The 17,686-nt window shown below is 33.4% G+C and carries 23 protein-coding genes; 1 reads left to right on the forward strand and 22 read right to left on the reverse strand.

Annotated elements, in window-relative coordinates:
- Position 1: 1 nt before the first annotated feature.
- Positions 2-250, forward strand: a complete 249-nt coding sequence (gene rpsT, locus ACEE93_RS04880) for a 30S ribosomal protein S20 (protein WP_449155607.1) — start codon at positions 2-4, stop codon at positions 248-250.
- Between the two features lie 74 nt (positions 251-324).
- Here rpsT and holA read toward each other — a convergent pair whose 3' ends face one another.
- From holA to udk, 22 genes are all read right to left on the reverse strand, one after another.
- Entirely contained in the window at positions 325-1,302 is a 978-nt protein-coding gene (holA, locus tag ACEE93_RS04885) for a DNA polymerase III subunit delta (protein WP_449156426.1), read from the reverse strand.
- 57 nt (positions 1,303-1,359) lie between these two features.
- Entirely contained in the window at positions 1,360-2,145 is a 786-nt protein-coding gene (locus ACEE93_RS04890) for a ComEC/Rec2 family competence protein (RefSeq protein ID WP_449156427.1), read from the reverse strand.
- 97 nt (positions 2,146-2,242) lie between these two features.
- Positions 2,243-3,421, reverse strand: coding sequence for a ComEC/Rec2 family competence protein (locus ACEE93_RS04895; protein WP_449155610.1), 1,179 nt, complete (start codon positions 3,419-3,421; stop codon positions 2,243-2,245).
- A 158-nt stretch (positions 3,422-3,579) separates the two neighbouring features.
- The gene (locus tag ACEE93_RS04900; protein ID WP_449155611.1) at positions 3,580-4,041 is read right to left on the reverse strand and encodes a ComE operon protein 2; all 462 of its coding nucleotides are present in this window, start codon (positions 4,039-4,041) and stop codon (positions 3,580-3,582) included.
- A 41-nt stretch (positions 4,042-4,082) separates the two neighbouring features.
- Positions 4,083-4,613, reverse strand: coding sequence for a helix-hairpin-helix domain-containing protein (locus ACEE93_RS04905; RefSeq protein WP_449155612.1), 531 nt, complete (start codon positions 4,611-4,613; stop codon positions 4,083-4,085).
- Between the two features lie 166 nt (positions 4,614-4,779).
- A complete protein-coding gene (locus ACEE93_RS04910) occupies positions 4,780-5,505 on the reverse strand; it encodes a class I SAM-dependent DNA methyltransferase (RefSeq protein ID WP_449155613.1) in 726 nt (241 codons plus the stop codon).
- Positions 5,505-5,861 (reverse strand): ribosome silencing factor, encoded by a 357-nt coding sequence (gene rsfS / locus ACEE93_RS04915; protein ID WP_449155614.1) that lies wholly within the window; start codon positions 5,859-5,861, stop codon positions 5,505-5,507. The genes ACEE93_RS04910 and rsfS overlap by 1 nt, the downstream gene beginning before the upstream one ends.
- 11 nt (positions 5,862-5,872) lie before the next feature.
- The gene (gene yqeK, locus ACEE93_RS04920; RefSeq protein ID WP_449156428.1) at positions 5,873-6,445 is read right to left on the reverse strand and encodes a bis(5'-nucleosyl)-tetraphosphatase (symmetrical) YqeK; all 573 of its coding nucleotides are present in this window, start codon (positions 6,443-6,445) and stop codon (positions 5,873-5,875) included.
- Positions 6,438-7,004: a nicotinate (nicotinamide) nucleotide adenylyltransferase gene (nadD, locus tag ACEE93_RS04925; RefSeq protein ID WP_449155616.1), complete on the reverse strand. Its 567-nt coding sequence runs from the start codon at positions 7,002-7,004 to the stop codon at positions 6,438-6,440. The genes yqeK and nadD overlap by 8 nt, the downstream gene beginning before the upstream one ends.
- On the reverse strand, positions 7,004-7,297 hold the full coding sequence (gene yhbY, locus ACEE93_RS04930; protein WP_449155617.1) for a ribosome assembly RNA-binding protein YhbY: 294 nt from the start codon (positions 7,295-7,297) through the stop codon (positions 7,004-7,006). The genes nadD and yhbY overlap by 1 nt, the downstream gene beginning before the upstream one ends.
- Before the next feature lie 11 nt (positions 7,298-7,308).
- The gene (gene aroE, locus ACEE93_RS04935) at positions 7,309-8,121 is read right to left on the reverse strand and encodes a shikimate dehydrogenase (RefSeq protein WP_449156429.1); all 813 of its coding nucleotides are present in this window, start codon (positions 8,119-8,121) and stop codon (positions 7,309-7,311) included.
- Between the two features lie 11 nt (positions 8,122-8,132).
- Positions 8,133-9,236 (reverse strand): ribosome biogenesis GTPase YqeH, encoded by a 1,104-nt coding sequence (gene yqeH, locus ACEE93_RS04940; RefSeq protein ID WP_449155619.1) that lies wholly within the window; start codon positions 9,234-9,236, stop codon positions 8,133-8,135.
- 13 nt (positions 9,237-9,249) lie between these two features.
- Positions 9,250-9,765, reverse strand: coding sequence for a YqeG family HAD IIIA-type phosphatase (locus ACEE93_RS04945; RefSeq protein WP_449155620.1), 516 nt, complete (start codon positions 9,763-9,765; stop codon positions 9,250-9,252).
- 62 nt (positions 9,766-9,827) lie between these two features.
- A complete protein-coding gene (locus ACEE93_RS04950) occupies positions 9,828-10,514 on the reverse strand; it encodes a 5'-methylthioadenosine/adenosylhomocysteine nucleosidase (RefSeq protein WP_449155621.1) in 687 nt (228 codons plus the stop codon).
- 271 nt (positions 10,515-10,785) lie between these two features.
- Positions 10,786-12,024, reverse strand: a complete 1,239-nt coding sequence (locus tag ACEE93_RS04955; RefSeq protein ID WP_449155622.1) for an NRAMP family divalent metal transporter — start codon at positions 12,022-12,024, stop codon at positions 10,786-10,788.
- 3 nt (positions 12,025-12,027) lie between these two features.
- Positions 12,028-12,789 (reverse strand): 5-oxoprolinase subunit PxpA, encoded by a 762-nt coding sequence (gene pxpA, locus ACEE93_RS04960; protein WP_449155623.1) that lies wholly within the window; start codon positions 12,787-12,789, stop codon positions 12,028-12,030.
- A complete protein-coding gene (locus ACEE93_RS04965; protein ID WP_449155624.1) occupies positions 12,782-14,146 on the reverse strand; it encodes an acetyl-CoA carboxylase biotin carboxylase subunit in 1,365 nt (454 codons plus the stop codon). The genes pxpA and ACEE93_RS04965 overlap by 8 nt, the downstream gene beginning before the upstream one ends.
- An 11-nt stretch (positions 14,147-14,157) precedes the next feature.
- Complete coding sequence (locus ACEE93_RS04970; protein WP_449155625.1) at positions 14,158-14,598, reverse strand: acetyl-CoA carboxylase biotin carboxyl carrier protein; 441 nt, start codon at positions 14,596-14,598, stop codon at positions 14,158-14,160.
- Entirely contained in the window at positions 14,589-15,614 is a 1,026-nt protein-coding gene (locus tag ACEE93_RS04975) for a 5-oxoprolinase subunit C family protein (RefSeq protein WP_449155626.1), read from the reverse strand. Before ACEE93_RS04975 ends, ACEE93_RS04970 begins: the two co-directional genes overlap by 10 nt.
- Positions 15,604-16,335, reverse strand: coding sequence for a 5-oxoprolinase subunit PxpB (gene pxpB, locus ACEE93_RS04980; RefSeq protein WP_449155627.1), 732 nt, complete (start codon positions 16,333-16,335; stop codon positions 15,604-15,606). Before pxpB ends, ACEE93_RS04975 begins: the two co-directional genes overlap by 11 nt.
- Positions 16,336-16,562: 227 nt before the next feature.
- Positions 16,563-17,039, reverse strand: a complete 477-nt coding sequence (greA, locus tag ACEE93_RS04985) for a transcription elongation factor GreA (RefSeq protein WP_449155628.1) — start codon at positions 17,037-17,039, stop codon at positions 16,563-16,565.
- 18 nt (positions 17,040-17,057) lie between these two features.
- Positions 17,058-17,684, reverse strand: coding sequence for a uridine kinase (gene udk, locus ACEE93_RS04990; protein WP_449155629.1), 627 nt, complete (start codon positions 17,682-17,684; stop codon positions 17,058-17,060).
- Positions 17,685-17,686 lie beyond the last annotated feature (2 nt).

Raw genomic sequence — 17,686 nt, forward strand, 5'->3', positions numbered from 1 at the left:
CATGCCAAATATCAAATCTGCTGTTAAACGTGTAAGAAAAACAGAAACTACTGAACTTAAAAACATTTCTCAAAAAAATGACATGCGTTCAGCTGTAAAACGTGCTAAAAAAGCTATTGAATCAAATGCTGATAATAAACAAGAATTAATCAATCTTGCAGTAAAACGTATTGATAAAGCGTCACAAAGCAATTTAATTCATTCAAACAAAGCTGACAGAATGAAATCAAAATTAATGTCAGTAAAATAATTAAGGTTGATTAATAATGCGATTGAGAAGCGCTATTAGTTTGCTTCTCAATCGTTTTTTTATTAGCCATACCGTTATACAGCAAGTATAAATAGCTCTAATATAAGCGCTTTGTCTAAATATGACGACTTTAATTTATAATCAGTTTCTACACATTGATTCATAATATTCAATAAGTCATTCAAACGATATTTCTTAATTTTTGCTGAGGCTAATTTCACACGATATGGATGGACATTAATTGTTTTTGCAATCTGTTGACCACTATATCCCTTTTGACTTAATATTTTTGTCTGATAATAAATTCTGTAGGTGCTAGTAATTAAAGCAAGTAGTTTTATAGGTTCTTCTTTAAGTTGTATTAAGTCTTTCATTAGTTGAACTGCATTATCTTTTTGACCTTTTTGAATATAATCCGTTAGTAAAAAGACATTTTGCTCTAAACTGCGATTTACAATTTGATGTACATCTTCTTTAGTAATTGTAAGTCTATCCTCAATAAATAATAATAATTTATCTAATTCTTGCTGAACAATTCGAAAATGAACACCCGTCAAATGAAGAAAATCATCTAATGCATCTTGCTTAATTTCTTTATGAGCTGCTTGTAAGTAGTCAATAATCCATTGTTTCATTTCATCTTCTGTAAATGCATCAACCTTTTTAATGCGAGCATATTTTTTCAGTGCTTTTACAATCTTTTTTCTTTCATCTAATTTGTCAGAAGGAACTTGAAATACAATCAAAGCATCTGAATCATATTTTTCTATAAACTCGGCCAATTGATTCAACTGTCCTTTTACATCATCACTTATCTTTTCACCCGTAAAAATATAACTATTTTGTATAAGCACTACCTTTTTATCAGAAAAAAGCGGTAATGTCATAGCTTCTTCTATAATTTGATTTAAATTTGCTTCATATAAATTATACTTAACAAAATTAAAATCATCCTTAGGCTCATCTTTTAAGTAGGATTGAATTAATTCATTCGATTCCTTATCGATTAATTCAAGTACTTCGCCATAAATAACATTTATATGTGACATCAAAGTTTTCCTTTCTTTTTAATTCAACGCATTTATTATAACATGAATCATTCAATAATTTTATTGAGAGTCCTTTAACAAAGCGTAATGATGATCATCAAAACGAATTGAAATATGACTGTTATCTGCAGTATTATAGGTCGATATATCGTGCTTGTCTAAACGTTCTAATATTTGAGGATTAGGTAAATGGTAGAGGTTATTTTTTCCAGCAGAAATAAGCGCTATGGAGGGATGAATCGTATTTAAAAATGTCTCTGAACTACTTGTTAAACTGCCATGATGTCCAACTTTTAATATATCTATTTGAGGTAAATGATAAGTGGTCATTAACTTTTCTTCGTTCTTGGTAGTGGCATCTCCCATTAGTAATATGTTGGTTTCATTTATACTTACTAATGTAACAATTGAATGTTCATTAGGATCCTCACTTTGAACAATATCTGAGTTTAATAACTTAAAATGAAACACTCCAAAGTCGAACTCATTATATTGTGGAAATAGTTTAAGTGAAATATGTTTTTGATTCGCTATCGTAATAATATTTTTTAAAGATTTTTGATTAAAATGATTTGGATTCAAAACAATACTTTTAATTTGAACTACATTTGATAAATGTTCAAACTCACCAATATGATCGTCATGGTCATGCGTTAATATTAACATGTCAATACGGTGAATTCCCCTTTTCTTAAATAAAGGCAGCGATTTACGTTCAGTTATATTAAAATTTGTTCTCGTTTGTAAACCATAATTAACTTGTCCTCCAGTATCAATCATTAGAACTTCTCCCTTTTTATTTTCAAATAAAATACTATCACCCTGCCCTACATCTAAAACAGTCATACGATTATCCCTCGGACCAGCTAAAAAAGAAAAAATTAAGACTCCCGTAAATAACCAGATGACGAAACTATATATCTCTTAAGTTTACATAATAATATTAACGTAAATAAAAAATAATGATAATAAGGTAGCCTATTTCTCCGTAATCTGGTAAATAGATACGAAATTGAGTTAACGATGAAAATAATAAGAGAAAGATTTCTTCCATCTTAAATAAAAATTGATAAGGGAGTTCTAATAAACTAAGCCAATTGACGTTTATTAACGTAATTAAACCAGCGAGATATGATAGTGGAATAATTCCAAAACAGTATAATGGGATAAATAAAATATTTGTGATAAGCCCTAACCATTGGAATTCATTAAAATGTTGATAATTGATTGGTAGCGTTCCAAATGTAGAAATTAAACTAGTAATCCATATACTTTTAAAAAGAGAGGCAGTACTATAGCACTTTTGTAAAAATATCAATAAAAAGCAGATAACAAAGGAAAATTGAAAACCAACATGTAAATGTAAAGATGGTGAAAAACTACTGATTAGTATATAAGCTACTAATAATATATTCAAAGCTGTCATCTTTTTCCAAAATGACGATATGATAACTAAAATGGCCATGATTACAGCACGTTCAGCACTTGGCGATTGTCCAGTAAAGATTAAAAAGAGCGGTAAAATAAAAAGCAACGCCCACTTACTTAATGCTGCAGGAACGGGTAATCGTTTACCAATCGTTAGTATTAGCACCACTAAAATGGCTATATGCGTGCCGCTAATTGCAAATAAATGAGATATACCAAGTTGACGTAATAAAGTCATTTTTTCTGTTTCAATATATTGAGACTGTCCTGTAATTAAAGCAATGATGTTTGCCTTTCCTACTAAATGAGATTTTAAAATTTCTTCAGTTATATAATTGCGAAAATAGTATACTTTATCTTTAAAAGTGGGATTTTCTTTCCAACACTGGTCTTGTTTAAAATGCTTAATTGTAAAATAAGGGGTCATCCCTATGTCGGATGGTGGCTTATATTCTCCCTCAATACGACAAACATATTCTCGTATGAACTTAGCATCGGGTTTGAATAATTGTGGCGCATTGTATGAAGATAACGTTAGCGGCTTGTTATTAGTGATAATAGAAGCAGTGTACCGATTATCGTGTATGATTGGTAACTGCTTAAACTTAATGTTTAAACTGACTTGCTGTTTATCACGATTAATAAACTTTTCTTGATGAAAGGTAAGTGGTTGTTGCATAGTTGATTCAATCATATATCCGAGTATCATACATGCAATAACACCAATCAATATATTTAAATCTACTTTGTGTATGATTAAACTATAGATAACTAACAAAAAAATAAAAATCGCTGTTAAGGAATGAAAATAATAAATTTGCCCTATTACATAGGATAGGAAAAAGTATACAATCATACATTCAAAAAGTATTGAGCAATTAAGTCTGCATCAAAAGGTACTTTTTCATATTTAACATTTGCTTGCTCAAGTAATGCAATCGCATACTCATGGTTATGGTAATCTTGAGCATAGTAGATGGTTTTGATTCCGGCTTGTATAATCGATTTAGTACAATTCAAACACGGAAAATGTGTGACGTATATGGTAGCGCCTTCTGTTGATACACCTTGTTTGGCACATTGAAGAATCGCATTCATTTCTGCGTGTATCGTACGTATACAATGATGATCCTCCATTAAACAACCTTCATCTATACAATGTACCTCACCAGCAACAGAACCATTGTAACCACCAGCGATAATACGATTATCTTTTATAATAGTTGCACCTACAGATAATCTCGTACAAGTGGACCGTGATGCTAATAAATGGGCCTGAGCCATAAAATAATCTTGCCATTGAAGTCTATACATTCATAACCACCTCTAAAATATAATCTATTGCTACCTTAAAATTAAACAACAAAGTAATCCTTTAAATTTTCGAAAGTTTTGTCCCCAATACCTTTAACTTCTTTTAATTCTTCTAATGATTTAAATTGACCGTGTTCTTCCCGATAATCCAAAATCATTTGGGCTTTGCTTGGACCAATCCCTGGAATTTCAGTTAAATCACTTTCTTCAGCAGTGTTTAAATTAATTGGTTGAGTCATGTCATCACCAGAATTACCTTGACCATTTGTAGGTGCTGTTTGAACTAATTGATCATTTTTCGAAGGTATCCAAATCAGTTTCTGATCTGTTAACTTTTCCGCTAAATTAACTTGTGATAAATCAGCATCAGGTAACGGATCCGCTTTTTCAACGACTTGTTGAACACGGTCATCTGACATCATAGTATAAATATTCGGCTTTCTAACAGCGCCTTTAATATCCACAACTACTTTCATGGGTTGTTCATCCTTACGATTGAGGCTCTCATTTTTCTCTTCATCACTTGAAATTAGTTGAGATTCTATCAATTGGTTCTCTTCTTTATTTTCCATTGAAGTAGTACTTTGTGAATGAACATAAAATAATCCCAATATAATACAAAAAATACCAATTATTAAATAGTAACGCCATTTAAAAAGATACTCTTTTAGTAACTTAAAATGATCGATGATAATCTCCCCCTTTAAATCAATACACGTGTAAAGGAGGAAGATTACTTTATTTTTTTACAATAAAAAATAAACGATCACTTTCAGCTTGTTGATTATTCACATCAAAATCATAGAAAGTTTGTATATCATGAAAACCTATTGATTTCAGCATTTCTAAATATTGTTCTTTAGGTAATGTCATTTGAAAATGGGTTTCATCTATTCGTTGATAGTGTTTGTGATCGTTAGAACGTATAAAAAATGTCAAATCATGCCAAACACTATATGGTAATTCACCTAATTCAGTTTGCCATACTAGTGTTAAATCCTCACGATCATCTAAATAAACCTGATTATCAAATTGAGTCATTACCTTATGCGTTGTATGAACATCAAATATAAATACGCCACCTTGATTAAGGTGATGATAGACATGATTATATGTTGCCATCACATCAGTCGGGTCAGCTAAATAATTTAAGCCATCACAGAGTAATGTGATCATATCAAACGATTGATCTAACTGAAAATCACTCATATCTTTGACATACCAGCTCACCGCTTCAGATTTAGTTTTAGCAATATCTATCATGTCACTACTTAAATCAATGCCATATACCGTATCAAAATAAGCAGGTAGTCGTTGCGTAAGTGTACCTGTCCCACACGCTAAATCTAAAATAGACTTTGCCGAGTGCTCTTTTGAGTGCTGGTAAATGATTTCTAACCATTTATCATAAGGTTGATCATCCGATAACATATCATAATATCGACTTAGATTCTCATATTGCATTATGACTTAACAACTTCTTGGTAGCCTAACATTTCAGCATCGCTATATAATTTTTCAATATTGTAGTATTGACGTTCATCCTTATGAAATACATGTACAACAACATCTACTAAATCGATCAGAATCCAACGCCCTTCATTAGCACCCTCAACTTTTTTAATATCAATACCTTGTGCTTCTACACTATCTTTAATACTTTTAGCTATAGCTTGTACTTGGCGTTCATTATTACCATGACATACTACAAAATAATCAGTAACATCTGAAATACCTTTTAAAGTAATAGAAACAATATCCTCTGCTTTTTTTTGATCCGCAGCTTCTACACTTAAAGCTAATAATTCTTTAGAGTTCATTTAATCATCCTTTATCTAGATTCATTGAAATTATAATAATTTAAACAATCAATTGTTGCTTGAAAAACACTTACATCTTTTGAGACAAGATACATTACTGTACGTTTGGAGATTTCATAAATCGTTTTATCTAAGCCGCCACCATTATATACGAGATCTCGTACCTCATCGACACCTGGCGTTGTACGTCCTGGTTCAATGTAATCAGCTATAAAAATTAACTTTTCTGTTTTAGTCATATGCTTTCTGCCAGTTGTATGATTTTCGATTGCTAATAAGATATCTTCATCTTGTATATGATAGTCGTGTTTCATAATCGCCGCACAAACCGGACCATGTAAAATTTCAGAACCATAACTTAATAACTCTGAGTCTAATTCATAACGTCTTACAATTTGATACATATAGCTTAAATCGTCATATTTACAAAAATCATGCAGAATGCCAGCCATTTCAGCCTTTTCTACATCACCTTCATACATATGCGCTAACTTCACTGCAGTTTCAGCAACACGCAGTGAGTGATCAAAACGTTTTTTAGGTAATTTTTGTTCTACCAGTTCAATTGCAAATTGTTTATCCATATAAATTCTCCTCAATTATATACTTTTCAACGTTCAAAGGCACCCACATATGGATAGGTTGGTTTGACTTACAACGCTGTCTAATTTCTGTTGAACTTATTTCCATGTTTGGTATAGAGAGTGGCTTAACGGCATCACTTTCATGAATAGCCTCTTCTCCTCTATTAACTACAATAAAAGTAACAAAAGATTTCAGTGCTTCAATCTTATACCAACGATGAAGTTGTTGATACTGATCCGTACCAATCACAAAATAAAATTGAGCATCCGGAAATTCTTTAGACAGTGCACACATCGTATCATAAGTATAACTTTGGCCTTTACGGTCAATTTCATCCATTCTTAAAGTACCAAAGCCTAGATTTTGAATCACTAGTTCAACCATATGAATGCGATGTTTAATATCAATCGGATCCTTAATATCTTTAAGGGGCGAAATATAACTCGGCATAATCAAAAAATGGTCAGGTTTAATTTGCGCATTAACCTCACTCATAATCATTTCATGCGCACTATGAATAGGGTTAAAATGACCACCATAAACCACAACGTTTGTCATTACGGTAATTCAATCCTTTTATTATTTATGGATTCTTTATACAACACAATCATCGATCCGATTAATTGAACTAAATGACTATTCGTTAACTCACTAATATTATTTGCAACTTCTTTAGGATCATCTAGATTATTTTGTAAAATATGAATTTTAATAAGCTCTCGTTTTTCTAAAGCATCTTCAATTTGATTCACCATATTCTCGTTAATGCCAGACTTTCCAATTTGAAAGATTGGATCAATATGATGTGCTTCACTTCTTAAATATCGTTTTTGTTTTCCTGTTAATGCCATAAAGCCTCTCCTTATCGATTATTTTTATTTAAATGGTTTAAAATTGTTTCTTTCATCGTAGCTGTATCCGCTTCATGTCCTGTCCATATTTGAAAACTTTTAGCCCCTTGATATACAAACATATCTAGACCATTGAATGTATCATTACCATTCAGTCTTGCTTGTCTTAAAAATTCTGTTTCCAAAGGTGTATACACAATATCACTAACTAAAATAGTTGAATCCAAAGCATCAAAAGTTAAAATACTTTCTTCTGATGTATCCATGCCTAACGGTGTCGTATTGATGATAATGTCAAAATCATTCATAGATGTATTCACTTCATTAAGCGGTTGTTTATTAATATCAAATTGCCAATCATCAAAACGTTTCATTGTGCGATTAGCCACTGTGACTATCTCTTTAGTTTGTTGATTTAAGGCGTAGGCAATCCCTTTACTTGCACCACCTGCACCTAAAATTAAGATACGTGCATTCGTTAAATCTCCATAGTGGTCTTTTAATCCCTTAACATAGCCATATCCATCCGTATTATAACCTATCCAACGATGATTTTCGATTTTTACAGTATTAACTGCTCCAATTAAACGTGCTTCCTCTGACATATCATCCAAAAATGGAATAATGCGTTCTTTGTGTGGAATCGTAACATTAAATCCATCTAATTGATGTTCGGTAATAATATCTCGAATATGATGAAAATGTTCTGGCGCAATAGCCAAAGCTTCATAATTATCCTGTAAATTTAAGCTTTTAAAATTCGCATGATGCATCATTGGTGAAAGAGAATGTTTAATAGGATAACCTATCACTGCAAAATTCATCTAAACACCTCCTAAAGAATGGAAGGTCTAACTACGACATCAACTGATTTTGGCACTGTAATAGTGAGTGTCGCACCTTCCTCTAATGTAATAAAACCTAATCCTGAAATCATGATATCTTGACGTTTGTCTTTCGTTTTGATATCCACTTGTTTTAATTGATCGAAATCAAAATGCGCTTCGTCATGTGGTGGCGCTAATAATTTACCAATTTGCTCTTTCCATAGTGTATCTGCTTTTTCGAGTTTTGTTCTATGAATGTTAAGGTCATTCGAAAAGAAACAGATAAATGGGCGTTTATTTCCTCCCTTGATGTAATCAATTCTGGCTAGACCACCTATGAAAAGTGTTTGAGCCTCATTTAGTTGAAACACACGCTGCTTAATTTCCTTTTTAGGTATGATAGTATTTAACTCTTTAGTTGTCACAAGATGTGTCATTTGATGTGCTTGTATAATGCCTGGTGTATCATACATTAAACTATTATCATCTAATGGAATATCAATCATATCTAATGTTGTGCCTGGTACTTTGGACGTAGTTACGACATCTTTTTCACCGACACTCTCTTCAATAAGACGATTAATTAATGTGGATTTTCCTACATTTGTAGTACCAACGATATACACATCTTGTCCTTTACGATGTTTATCGATAGAAGCCATTAACTCATCTATTCCAAATCCTTTAACAGCTGAAATGAGTACGACATCATCTGGATATAAACCATAATTTTTAGCGGATTGTCTAATCCACTCACTAACACGACGTTTATTGATTTGTTTAGGTAGTATATCTATCTTATTTGCGACAAGAATGATCTTTTTATTACCGACAATTCGCTTGATAGCATGAATGAATGAGCCCTCAAAGTCAAATACATCGACAATATTTACGACAATGCCAGGTTTATCAGAAAGTCCTTGTAATAAATTTAAAAAGTCTTCACTATCTAGTCCGACATCTTGAACTTCATTATAGTTTTTCAATCTAAAACAGCGTTGGCAAATCACATCTTCTTGATTCAATCTTGAACTAGGTACGTATCCGGGTAAATCCTTATTATCAGATTGTAGCGTAGCACCACAGCCTATACATTTAAACGTTTCATTCAATGACTAAACCTCCTTATTTAATATAACCTTTTCGTTCAAAATAATTTAATAATCTTCGCTCAATCAAACGATTAAACTTTGTAGCCAATCCGTCCGATTGTTTAACAGGCACTACCATAATCGTATATAACCCCGCACGGTTGCCGCCAAATACATCTGTTAGCATCTGATCACCAATTACAATAACTTCTTCGGGTTTAAGTGACATCTGCGCAATCGCCTTTAATAAAGATTTTCTTAAAGGTTTACGCGCTTTAAAAATGTAATCCACATTTAAAGAACGACAAAATGACTTTACACGTTCTTCCTTATTATTAGAAACAATCGTTACTTGGATATTGTAATCATTCAATGTATTAAACCACTCTTTTACACGTGGTGTGGGTTCTGCTTCATCCCAACCAACTAACGTATTATCTAAATCCGTAATGACTCCTTTAATTTTTTTCTTTTTTAATATGTCATAATCAATTTCGTATATTGATTGTGCATATTGATTAGGTAAAAATAATTGTCTCAATATACCCATAAAATCCTCCACTTTTCTATTCATTCCTATGATTATAGCACGAATTATTCATTAAATTATCCCTAAATTGCTTTCAGTAATTCAATAACCATTTTACTTGATGATTGTGAAGCAACTTTTAAAAATGCCTCAAATGTCATATCCGCTTCTTCATTCGCTAAATCTGAAATGGCTCTAGTAATAATAAATGGTACGTTGAACTGATGACATGTTTGCGCAATCGCTGCGGCTTCCATTTCAGCTGCCATTGCAGTTGGGAAATGTTCAAGAATATGTGCCCTCTGTGCTTTCGTACCTATAAAACTATCACCTGAAACAATCAATCCTTCTTGACCGTTAAGTTGGACCGCATCTAGAGTTTCTTCTACTTTTTCAATTAAATAACGATCTGCTTGATAGCGTGCTGGCATCCCTGGTATTTGTCCCATTTCGTAATTAAATGCTCTAGCATCTGCATCATGATATGACACTTCCGAACTGATGACGACATCTCCTAAAGCTAATCCATCTTGTAACGCACCTGCAGAACCTGTATTAATAATATATTTAGGAGCGTAGTCATGAATGAGTAAAGCTGTAGAAATAGCCACATTTACCTTTCCGATACCACTTTTAATCAGTACGACATCTTTATCAGCTAATTGTCCTGTATAAAATACAGTATGTGCTGTGTTTAATTCTTTTAAGTTATCCATTGCGTCTTTTAAAATTTCGACTTCTTCTTCCATTGCTCCAATGATACCAATCATAATCATAACTCCTTCTTAAATGATGTATCTAACTTTTTTATGATTAACAGTCTTTAAATGGCAAGCTGATTCACTCAACGCCATGCTTACACTTTTGTTATTTTAACATATGACCGTAATGCATGTATTTGATAATAGTGTAACATCTTTTTTAATATTCCCTTAAATCTTATATATTAGATGGTTAAACATTTTAATAAAAAAAGTCTAGAGAAAGATTGAAATCAAGTTTGACTTCCTTCTCTAGACCTTTCATTAAATATTTAATTTATTATTGATTCCATAAATCAGCTAAACCTTGGAAAGAAAAGAATCCAGTGACTAATGTTACCAATACTGCGATAAATCCAAAGATTAACATCCAAGTTGGGTGATGATAATCTCCTACAATGCGTTTATTTTTTGATGCAATGAGTACTGTACCAAGTGTAATTGGTAAAATTAAACCATTTAGTGCACCCGCAATAATAAGTAACTTAACTGGTTGTCCTATTGTTAAAAACACGACTGATGATATTACAATAAATGCAATAACAACATAATTATCAAATTTATCTAGCTTGCGATGTAGTGTTTTTATAAATGTTGTACTAGTATAAGCAGACCCAATCACAGATGACATGGCTGCTGCAAAAAGTACTACACCAAAAATATTTTTACCAATTGGACCTAAAGCATATTCAAAAACTGACGCCGGGGGATTTTCTGCATCTAAAGTGACGCCAGTAACAACCACTCCTAGAACAGCTAAAAATAAGAGTGTACGCATTAACCCTGTTGTCATAATACCTGTAATGGCTGAACGGTTTACAAAAGGTAAGTATTGTTTACCCTTTATATCCGCATCTAACAATCTGTGTGCTCCGGCAAAAGTAATATAACCACCAACTGTACCACCTACAAGGGTAATAATCGGTAATACAAGTGCAAGTGGATTTTCAGGTAAAACCATGTGTTGTGCTGCATCTAAATATGGTGGATTAGATTTAAACATTACGACAGCAACTGTAGCTATCATCACAACACCTAACACCATTGTGACAACGTCCATGATTTTTTGTCCCTTTTTCGAAATAAATACTAAAATGGCTATAATCGCTGTAATTGCTGCACCGATACGCACATCAATACCAAAAATAGCATTTAGTCCAAGTCCAGCGCCTGCGATATTCCCGATATTAAACGCTAAACCTCCGATAGCAATCAATATGGAAATAAACGTGCCTAACCCTTTAATGACTTCGTTAGCAATTTCTTGACCTCTATAACCGGTAACTACAAGAATACGCCAGATATTAATTTGAGCACCAATATCAATCAAAATAGACAACAAAATCGCAAAAGCGAAACTTGCTAAAAATTGTTCCGTAAATACTGCTGTTTGCGTTAAAAATGCTGGACCAATGGCTGATGTAGCCATTAAAAACACTGATCCTAATAATAACCTTCGATGTTCTTTCGTAAATTTGAATTCACTCGGATTGTCGAGTTTATAATCGTTTCTCCCCATTCATTAACCCCCTAATTTGACAATGTCTACGTTAACCTCCGATAACTTGTTGCGGATTTGTTGAACAAACTCTAATGCGTGTGCGCCATCACCATGGACACAAATCGTATCAGCTTCAATATCAACTTCTTCACCAGTGATAGCTGTCACTTTACCTTCAGAGACCATACGCACAACTTGTTCAATCGCTTCCTCTGTATCTTCTATAACGGCACCGTCTTTTTTTCGACTAACCAGTTGACCATCTTTTTCATAGCGTCGATCAGCAAATACTTCAGAGGCTGCGTTTAATCCAACCTTTTGTGCCTCTTCAATAAGTATAGAGTTTGACAGACCTACTAAATAAAGATCTTTATCAACATCATAAATCGCTTGTGCAATTGCTTGTGCAATACTATGATCTCTAGCACCCATTTGATAAAGTGCGCCATGCGGTTTCACATGATTCATGCGAACACCTTCGATATCACAAAAAGCCTTTAATGCACCGATTTGATAGACCATCATATTATACACTTCATCTGGCGTCATATCTAGATTACGTCTTCCAAAACCTTGTAAATCATTAATACCAGGATGAGCTCCGATACTAACACCATGCTCTTTAGCGAGCTGAACCGTTTTTAACATCACATTTTCATCACCTGCATGAAAGCCGCAAGCAACATTTGCTGATGTTATTAAAGGAATCACATGATCATCATTACCTATTTTGTAATTACCAAAGCTTTCACCTAAGTCACAGTTTAAATCAATCTTAGTCATTGTTAGCCTCCTCTATAATATCATGACGATCTAAAAACTTAATATCTACGTCTTTAGCATCTCCTTCATAATATGGTGGGTAGGATAGGACAGCGTAAAGAAAGTCTGCTGTTGTTGTAAAACCGTCAATGACCATTTCATCTAACGTCACTTTTAGTTTTTCAATGGCATGAGATCTGTTATCTCCTTTTACGATGACTTTAGCCACTAAAGAATCATAATATGATGAAACAGTATAACCGCTATACAGCAATGAGTCAACACGAACATTGAAACCTTGTGGTAAATGTAGTCTTTCTACTGTCCCTGGTGTTGGTCTGAACTGTTGTTCCGGATTTTCTGCGTTAATACGTGCTTCAATCACGTGACCAGTAAAGGTAACGTCCTCTTGTTTGAGTGCCAATGTTTTATTACGCATAATCAATAATTGTTGTTGAACTAAATCAATATTTGTACGCATTTCTGTAACTGTGTGCTCAACTTGTATACGCGCATTCATTTCAATAAAGTAGTAAGCATCTTCTGTCACAAGAAATTCGATTGTTCCAGCACTACGATATTGTGATGCTTTAGCAACTTTAACGGCATCCTTACACATTTGTTCACGTTTTTCTGGTGTTAACGCACTACAAGGTGATTCTTCAATAAGCTTTTGGTTTTTTCGTTGTACTGAACAGTCTCTTTCACCTAAGTGAATGAAATTAGTTGAACCATCACCTAAGACTTGAACCTCAACGTGTTTAGCGACAGGAATAAACGCTTCTACATACACACGATCATCGTTGAAATATTTGTTACCTTCACTTTTAGCTTCTTTAAATGATTGTTCAAGTTGTTTTTCTTCTTTGACGATACGGATACCTTTACCGCCACCACCACTAGCAGCCTTTAACACTAAAGGATAGCCTAACTCTTCAGCTAGTGATTTGACCTCTTCTACAGATTCCACAGATGATTTTGAACCTGGAATAATGGGTACACCTGCTTGGTCGACAGTTTGACGCGCTGTAATTTTATCACCCATCAACTCCATTGTTTCTTTCGTTGGACCAATAAAATAGAGTCCTTCATTTTCTACTTTTTCAGCAAAAACTGGACTTTCTGATAAGAATCCATAGCCAGGGTGAATCGCATTTGCATGTGAAATTTCAGCAGCTGATAATATATTACGAATGTTTAAATAGCTGTCTAGAGGATTCGCATTGCCAATACATACCGCATAATCAGCTAATTTAACATGTAAACTGTTTTCATCCCCTACTGCATAAACAGCAACAGACTCCATATTCATTTCTCTTAATGCACGAATAATTCGTACTGCAATTTCGCCTCTGTTTGCAACTAATACACGATACATCGAATCCCCCCTTATTGTAATTTTAATATCACTTGATTATGTTCGATATTTTCACCGTGATCTACTAAAATCTCAACAATTTCACCAGATTCATCAGCTTTTACTTCATTCATTACTTTCATTGCTTCTACATAACCAATGATGTCGCCTTTACTAATTTTATCGCCAACTTTAATAACTGGTTTTGTGAGTTCTTTTTCATCTTGTAAATAGAACGTACCAATCATTTGAGAACGTACTTCTTTATATTCTTCAGTGTTTTCTTCAGGTTGTGTCGTTGGTTCTTGAGTTGGTTGTTGAGCTTGAGGTGTTGCCTGAGTATTTTGAGATGCATATGTTGTTGTTAAAGGTAAATCTAGTTCTAATTCAATATCATCATCGCTATAGCGAAAATGCTTCGCTCCATATTGCTTTAATAAATCTAACGTTTGTTCAATTTGTTTTAAATCCATGGTTTTGAATCTCCTTTTAATACTTCTTTAATTTTTTGTTGTGTTGGTCGAATACGATTTAAATATCGTTTTGGTCTTCTTCTAAGTTGTGATTTAGCATCTTCAAGCTTACGTGCCTTTCTTGAAAGGATTTCGTTTGCTTCGTTAAAGCTAACCCATTCAAATTTAACAGTTTCACCTGGGCGCTTTTGAATGACATCTACTATATCACAATCAATCACAGTACCAATTTTAGTGTAACCACCTACTGTTTGTCGGTCATTAAGCAAGATAATTGGATTACCGTCATTAGGTACTTGAACACTACCTAATGCTACTGGTTCTGATATAATGTCAGCACTATCAATTGGTTTAATTGAATCCCCTTTTAAACGATACCCCATACGATCGGAGCTTTCTGAAACTTGAAATTCCATTCTTTCGATTTCTTTAATTGTTCGACGTGAGAAAGATTCTAGTTGCGGTCCATCCATAATACCTATTGGTAAGTTATTTGAAGGACTATAACTACGGTAATCTGTCGTCCGTCCTATTAAACTCATATCTATTAAATTAGGTAGCGTTGGGATAATATCATTTTCTTTAAGCACTCGCCCTTGATAGCCCCCAACTCTTGTACGTGTGTGTGTTGAGTAACTGCCTTCAACTAGAGGAATGTCTAATGGTTCGGCAAACCCTATGTATGCACGCATTCCCTCTTTAGCAGTACCCATACTTAAAATATCTCCCGCTTCAGCTTTGATGACTGTTTGATGTGGGATAGCTTCTCCGTTTAATGTTGCAGAAAACGTAGCACCAGTGATTGCAAATAAATTTTGTGATAAAAACTTAATTTCTGGCCCAACCATTGTAATTTCAATAGCAGGTTGATTTTCTGTTTCTAAGAGCGTATTGAGAATCTCATAACTAGGTTTATCTAATACACCCGCTGGAGAAAAACCTTCTGATTGATGTCCGTAGCGTCCTTTATCTTGAATTGTCGTAAATAAACCTGATTTCAAAATTTTAATGGCCATCGTCAATCATCACCCACTCATCATAATCTATTAGACCTTTTTCAATATATCTTTGTATATGTAAGAATTTCTCTTCATTTATAGCATAAAATTTAATTTTATCTCCTGGACGATATAAAATTTTAGGGTCTCGATTTAAATCGAAAACGTCAATTGGCGTACGTCCAATAATTTGCCAACCGCCTGGTGAATCTGCTGGATATAAACCAGTTTGATTATTAGCAATGCCCACTGAGCCTGCTTTAATTCTTAATCTAGGTTCTTCCTTACGTGGTGTGTGTAGATGTTCATCTAAACCACCTAAAAATGGGAACCCTGGCATAAAACCAATCATATACACAAGGTAATAGCCTTCTGTATGATATCTTACAACTTCTTCAACAGTGAGATTATTATGATCAGCTACAATTTCGATATCTGGTCCCCATTTACCCCCATATAGTACTGGAATATTAATAATTCGACGTGGAGACGAAGAATCATGTTGATTAAATTTAAAATCATTTAATTGAAGCTCATCAATAATGGATTCATATTGGATAGACATCCCATCAAAATTAACTAATATCGCACGATAAGAAGGTATAACCTCTTGTACATGAGGATGCTTTAAATTACGTATGTAATCTGCAACAGCATATACATGTTCGAATATCTCTTCGCTAATATTAGCTTCAAAATATATCATAAAAGATTGTTCACTAATTTGTCTAAAATGCATTTTCATCACCTTTCAGAAAACCCTTACATCGTTTTATTTTAGCATTAAACGAGTATACTGACAATTAAACTCGGCTAAATGAAACGATAAAAAAAGAGATTGGAACAAAGGAGTATGTGATTTACAACAGATACGATTATCACCTATCAATTGAAAACCTTATCTCTGCAAAACAATTACCTGTTTTGCAAAGCATAAAACCTTTTGTCCAATCTCTTTTTAAAAGACTATGAAATTTTTACAATTTTCACGTTCATTTCTGCACCATTTGGTAATGGTACGCGTACTTCTTCATTAAGTTTTTTACCGATTAATGCTTTAGCCATTGGAGATTCATTTGATATTTTACCATTAAATACATCTGATTCTGCTGAACCAACAATTTGATAACTCTCTTCTTCATCACCAGGTAATTCAACAAAAGTAACAGTTTTACCAATTTGGACAACATCATTATCTCCAGTGTCTTCAATGATTAAAGCGTGACGTAACATCATTTCGATACGTTGAATATCTTGTTCGATAAAACCTTGTTCATCTTTAGCAGCATCATACTCAGAGTTCTCTGAAAGGTCACCAAAACTACGAGCTACCTTAATTTTTTCAACAACTTCTGGTCGTTTGACCGTTTTAAGTTCTTCTAATTCTTTTTCAAGTTTTTCATAACCTTCTTGGGTCATAGGATATTGTTTTTGATTTTCCATATGTCATCTTCCTTTAAATTAATTTTGTTTTTGTACCAATGTCTGAATTTTTGTTGTCATAATGTCAATTGCTACTTTATTACTCCCACCTTCAGGAATAATAATGTCTGCAAATTTCTTAGTAGGTTCAATAAATTGATTATGCATTGGACGCACAACATTTAAATACTGATCGATTACAGATTCCATCGTACGTCCACGTTCTTTTGTATCTCGCATCAAACGTCTTAAAATTCTTAAGTCTGCATCAGTATCTACAAAGATTTTAACATCCATCATATTTCTAAGTTCTTCATTTTCTAATGCAAAGATGCCTTCTACGATAATAACATCTTTAGGTTCAAATGCAATCGTTTTATCACTACGTGTATGACGCGTATAATCATACGTCGGTACATTAACCGTTTGACCAGTTTGTAAATCTTTTAAGTTTTGTATTAATAAATCATTGTCAAAGGCAAATGGATGATCATAATTGGTTTGTAATCTTTGCTCAAACGTTAGATGAGATTGGTCTTTATAATAATAGTCTTGTTCTATTAAGGCGACACTGTGTCCTTGCAATTGTTTCATGATTTCGTTTGTGACGGAGGTTTTTCCAGAACCAGAACCCCCTGCTATCCCAATAATCGTCGTCGATGACATGT

The organism is Staphylococcus sp. 11262D007BW (assembly GCF_053547815.1).

Excerpts from the sequence above, each read along its gene's own strand:
- greA (WP_449155628.1), bottom strand. The coding sequence starts at position 17,039 with ATGGAAAATCAAAAACAATATCCTATGACCCAAGAAGGTTATGAAAAA.
- ACEE93_RS04955 (WP_449155622.1), bottom strand. The coding sequence starts at position 12,024 with ATGGGGAGAAACGATTATAAACTCGACAATCCGAGTGAATTCAAATTT.
- aroE (WP_449156429.1), bottom strand. The coding sequence starts at position 8,121 with ATGAATTTTGCAGTGATAGGTTATCCTATTAAACATTCTCTTTCACCA.
- ACEE93_RS04900 (WP_449155611.1), bottom strand. The coding sequence starts at position 4,041 with ATGTATAGACTTCAATGGCAAGATTATTTTATGGCTCAGGCCCATTTA.
- yhbY (WP_449155617.1), bottom strand. The coding sequence starts at position 7,297 with ATGGCATTAACAGGAAAACAAAAACGATATTTAAGAAGTGAAGCACAT.
- ACEE93_RS04945 (WP_449155620.1), bottom strand. The coding sequence starts at position 9,765 with ATGGGTATATTGAGACAATTATTTTTACCTAATCAATATGCACAATCA.
- ACEE93_RS04890 (WP_449156427.1), bottom strand. The coding sequence starts at position 2,145 with ATGACTGTTTTAGATGTAGGGCAGGGTGATAGTATTTTATTTGAAAAT.
- yqeK (WP_449156428.1), bottom strand. The coding sequence starts at position 6,445 with ATGGATAAACAATTTGCAATTGAACTGGTAGAACAAAAATTACCTAAA.
- ACEE93_RS04895 (WP_449155610.1), bottom strand. The coding sequence starts at position 3,421 with ATGATTGAATCAACTATGCAACAACCACTTACCTTTCATCAAGAAAAG.
- nadD (WP_449155616.1), bottom strand. The coding sequence starts at position 7,004 with ATGACAAACGTTGTGGTTTATGGTGGTCATTTTAACCCTATTCATAGT.
- rpsT (WP_449155607.1), top strand. The coding sequence starts at position 2 with ATGCCAAATATCAAATCTGCTGTTAAACGTGTAAGAAAAACAGAAACT.
- ACEE93_RS04950 (WP_449155621.1), bottom strand. The coding sequence starts at position 10,514 with ATGATTGGTATCATTGGAGCAATGGAAGAAGAAGTCGAAATTTTAAAA.
- pxpB (WP_449155627.1), bottom strand. The coding sequence starts at position 16,335 with ATGCATTTTAGACAAATTAGTGAACAATCTTTTATGATATATTTTGAA.
- ACEE93_RS04910 (WP_449155613.1), bottom strand. The coding sequence starts at position 5,505 with ATGCAATATGAGAATCTAAGTCGATATTATGATATGTTATCGGATGAT.
- ACEE93_RS04905 (WP_449155612.1), bottom strand. The coding sequence starts at position 4,613 with ATGGAAAATAAAGAAGAGAACCAATTGATAGAATCTCAACTAATTTCA.
- udk (WP_449155629.1), bottom strand. The coding sequence starts at position 17,684 with ATGTCATCGACGACGATTATTGGGATAGCAGGGGGTTCTGGTTCTGGA.
- ACEE93_RS04965 (WP_449155624.1), bottom strand. The coding sequence starts at position 14,146 with ATGTATCGTGTATTAGTTGCAAACAGAGGCGAAATTGCAGTACGAATT.
- pxpA (WP_449155623.1), bottom strand. The coding sequence starts at position 12,789 with ATGACTAAGATTGATTTAAACTGTGACTTAGGTGAAAGCTTTGGTAAT.
- ACEE93_RS04975 (WP_449155626.1), bottom strand. The coding sequence starts at position 15,614 with ATGGCCATTAAAATTTTGAAATCAGGTTTATTTACGACAATTCAAGAT.
- ACEE93_RS04970 (WP_449155625.1), bottom strand. The coding sequence starts at position 14,598 with ATGGATTTAAAACAAATTGAACAAACGTTAGATTTATTAAAGCAATAT.
- rsfS (WP_449155614.1), bottom strand. The coding sequence starts at position 5,861 with ATGAACTCTAAAGAATTATTAGCTTTAAGTGTAGAAGCTGCGGATCAA.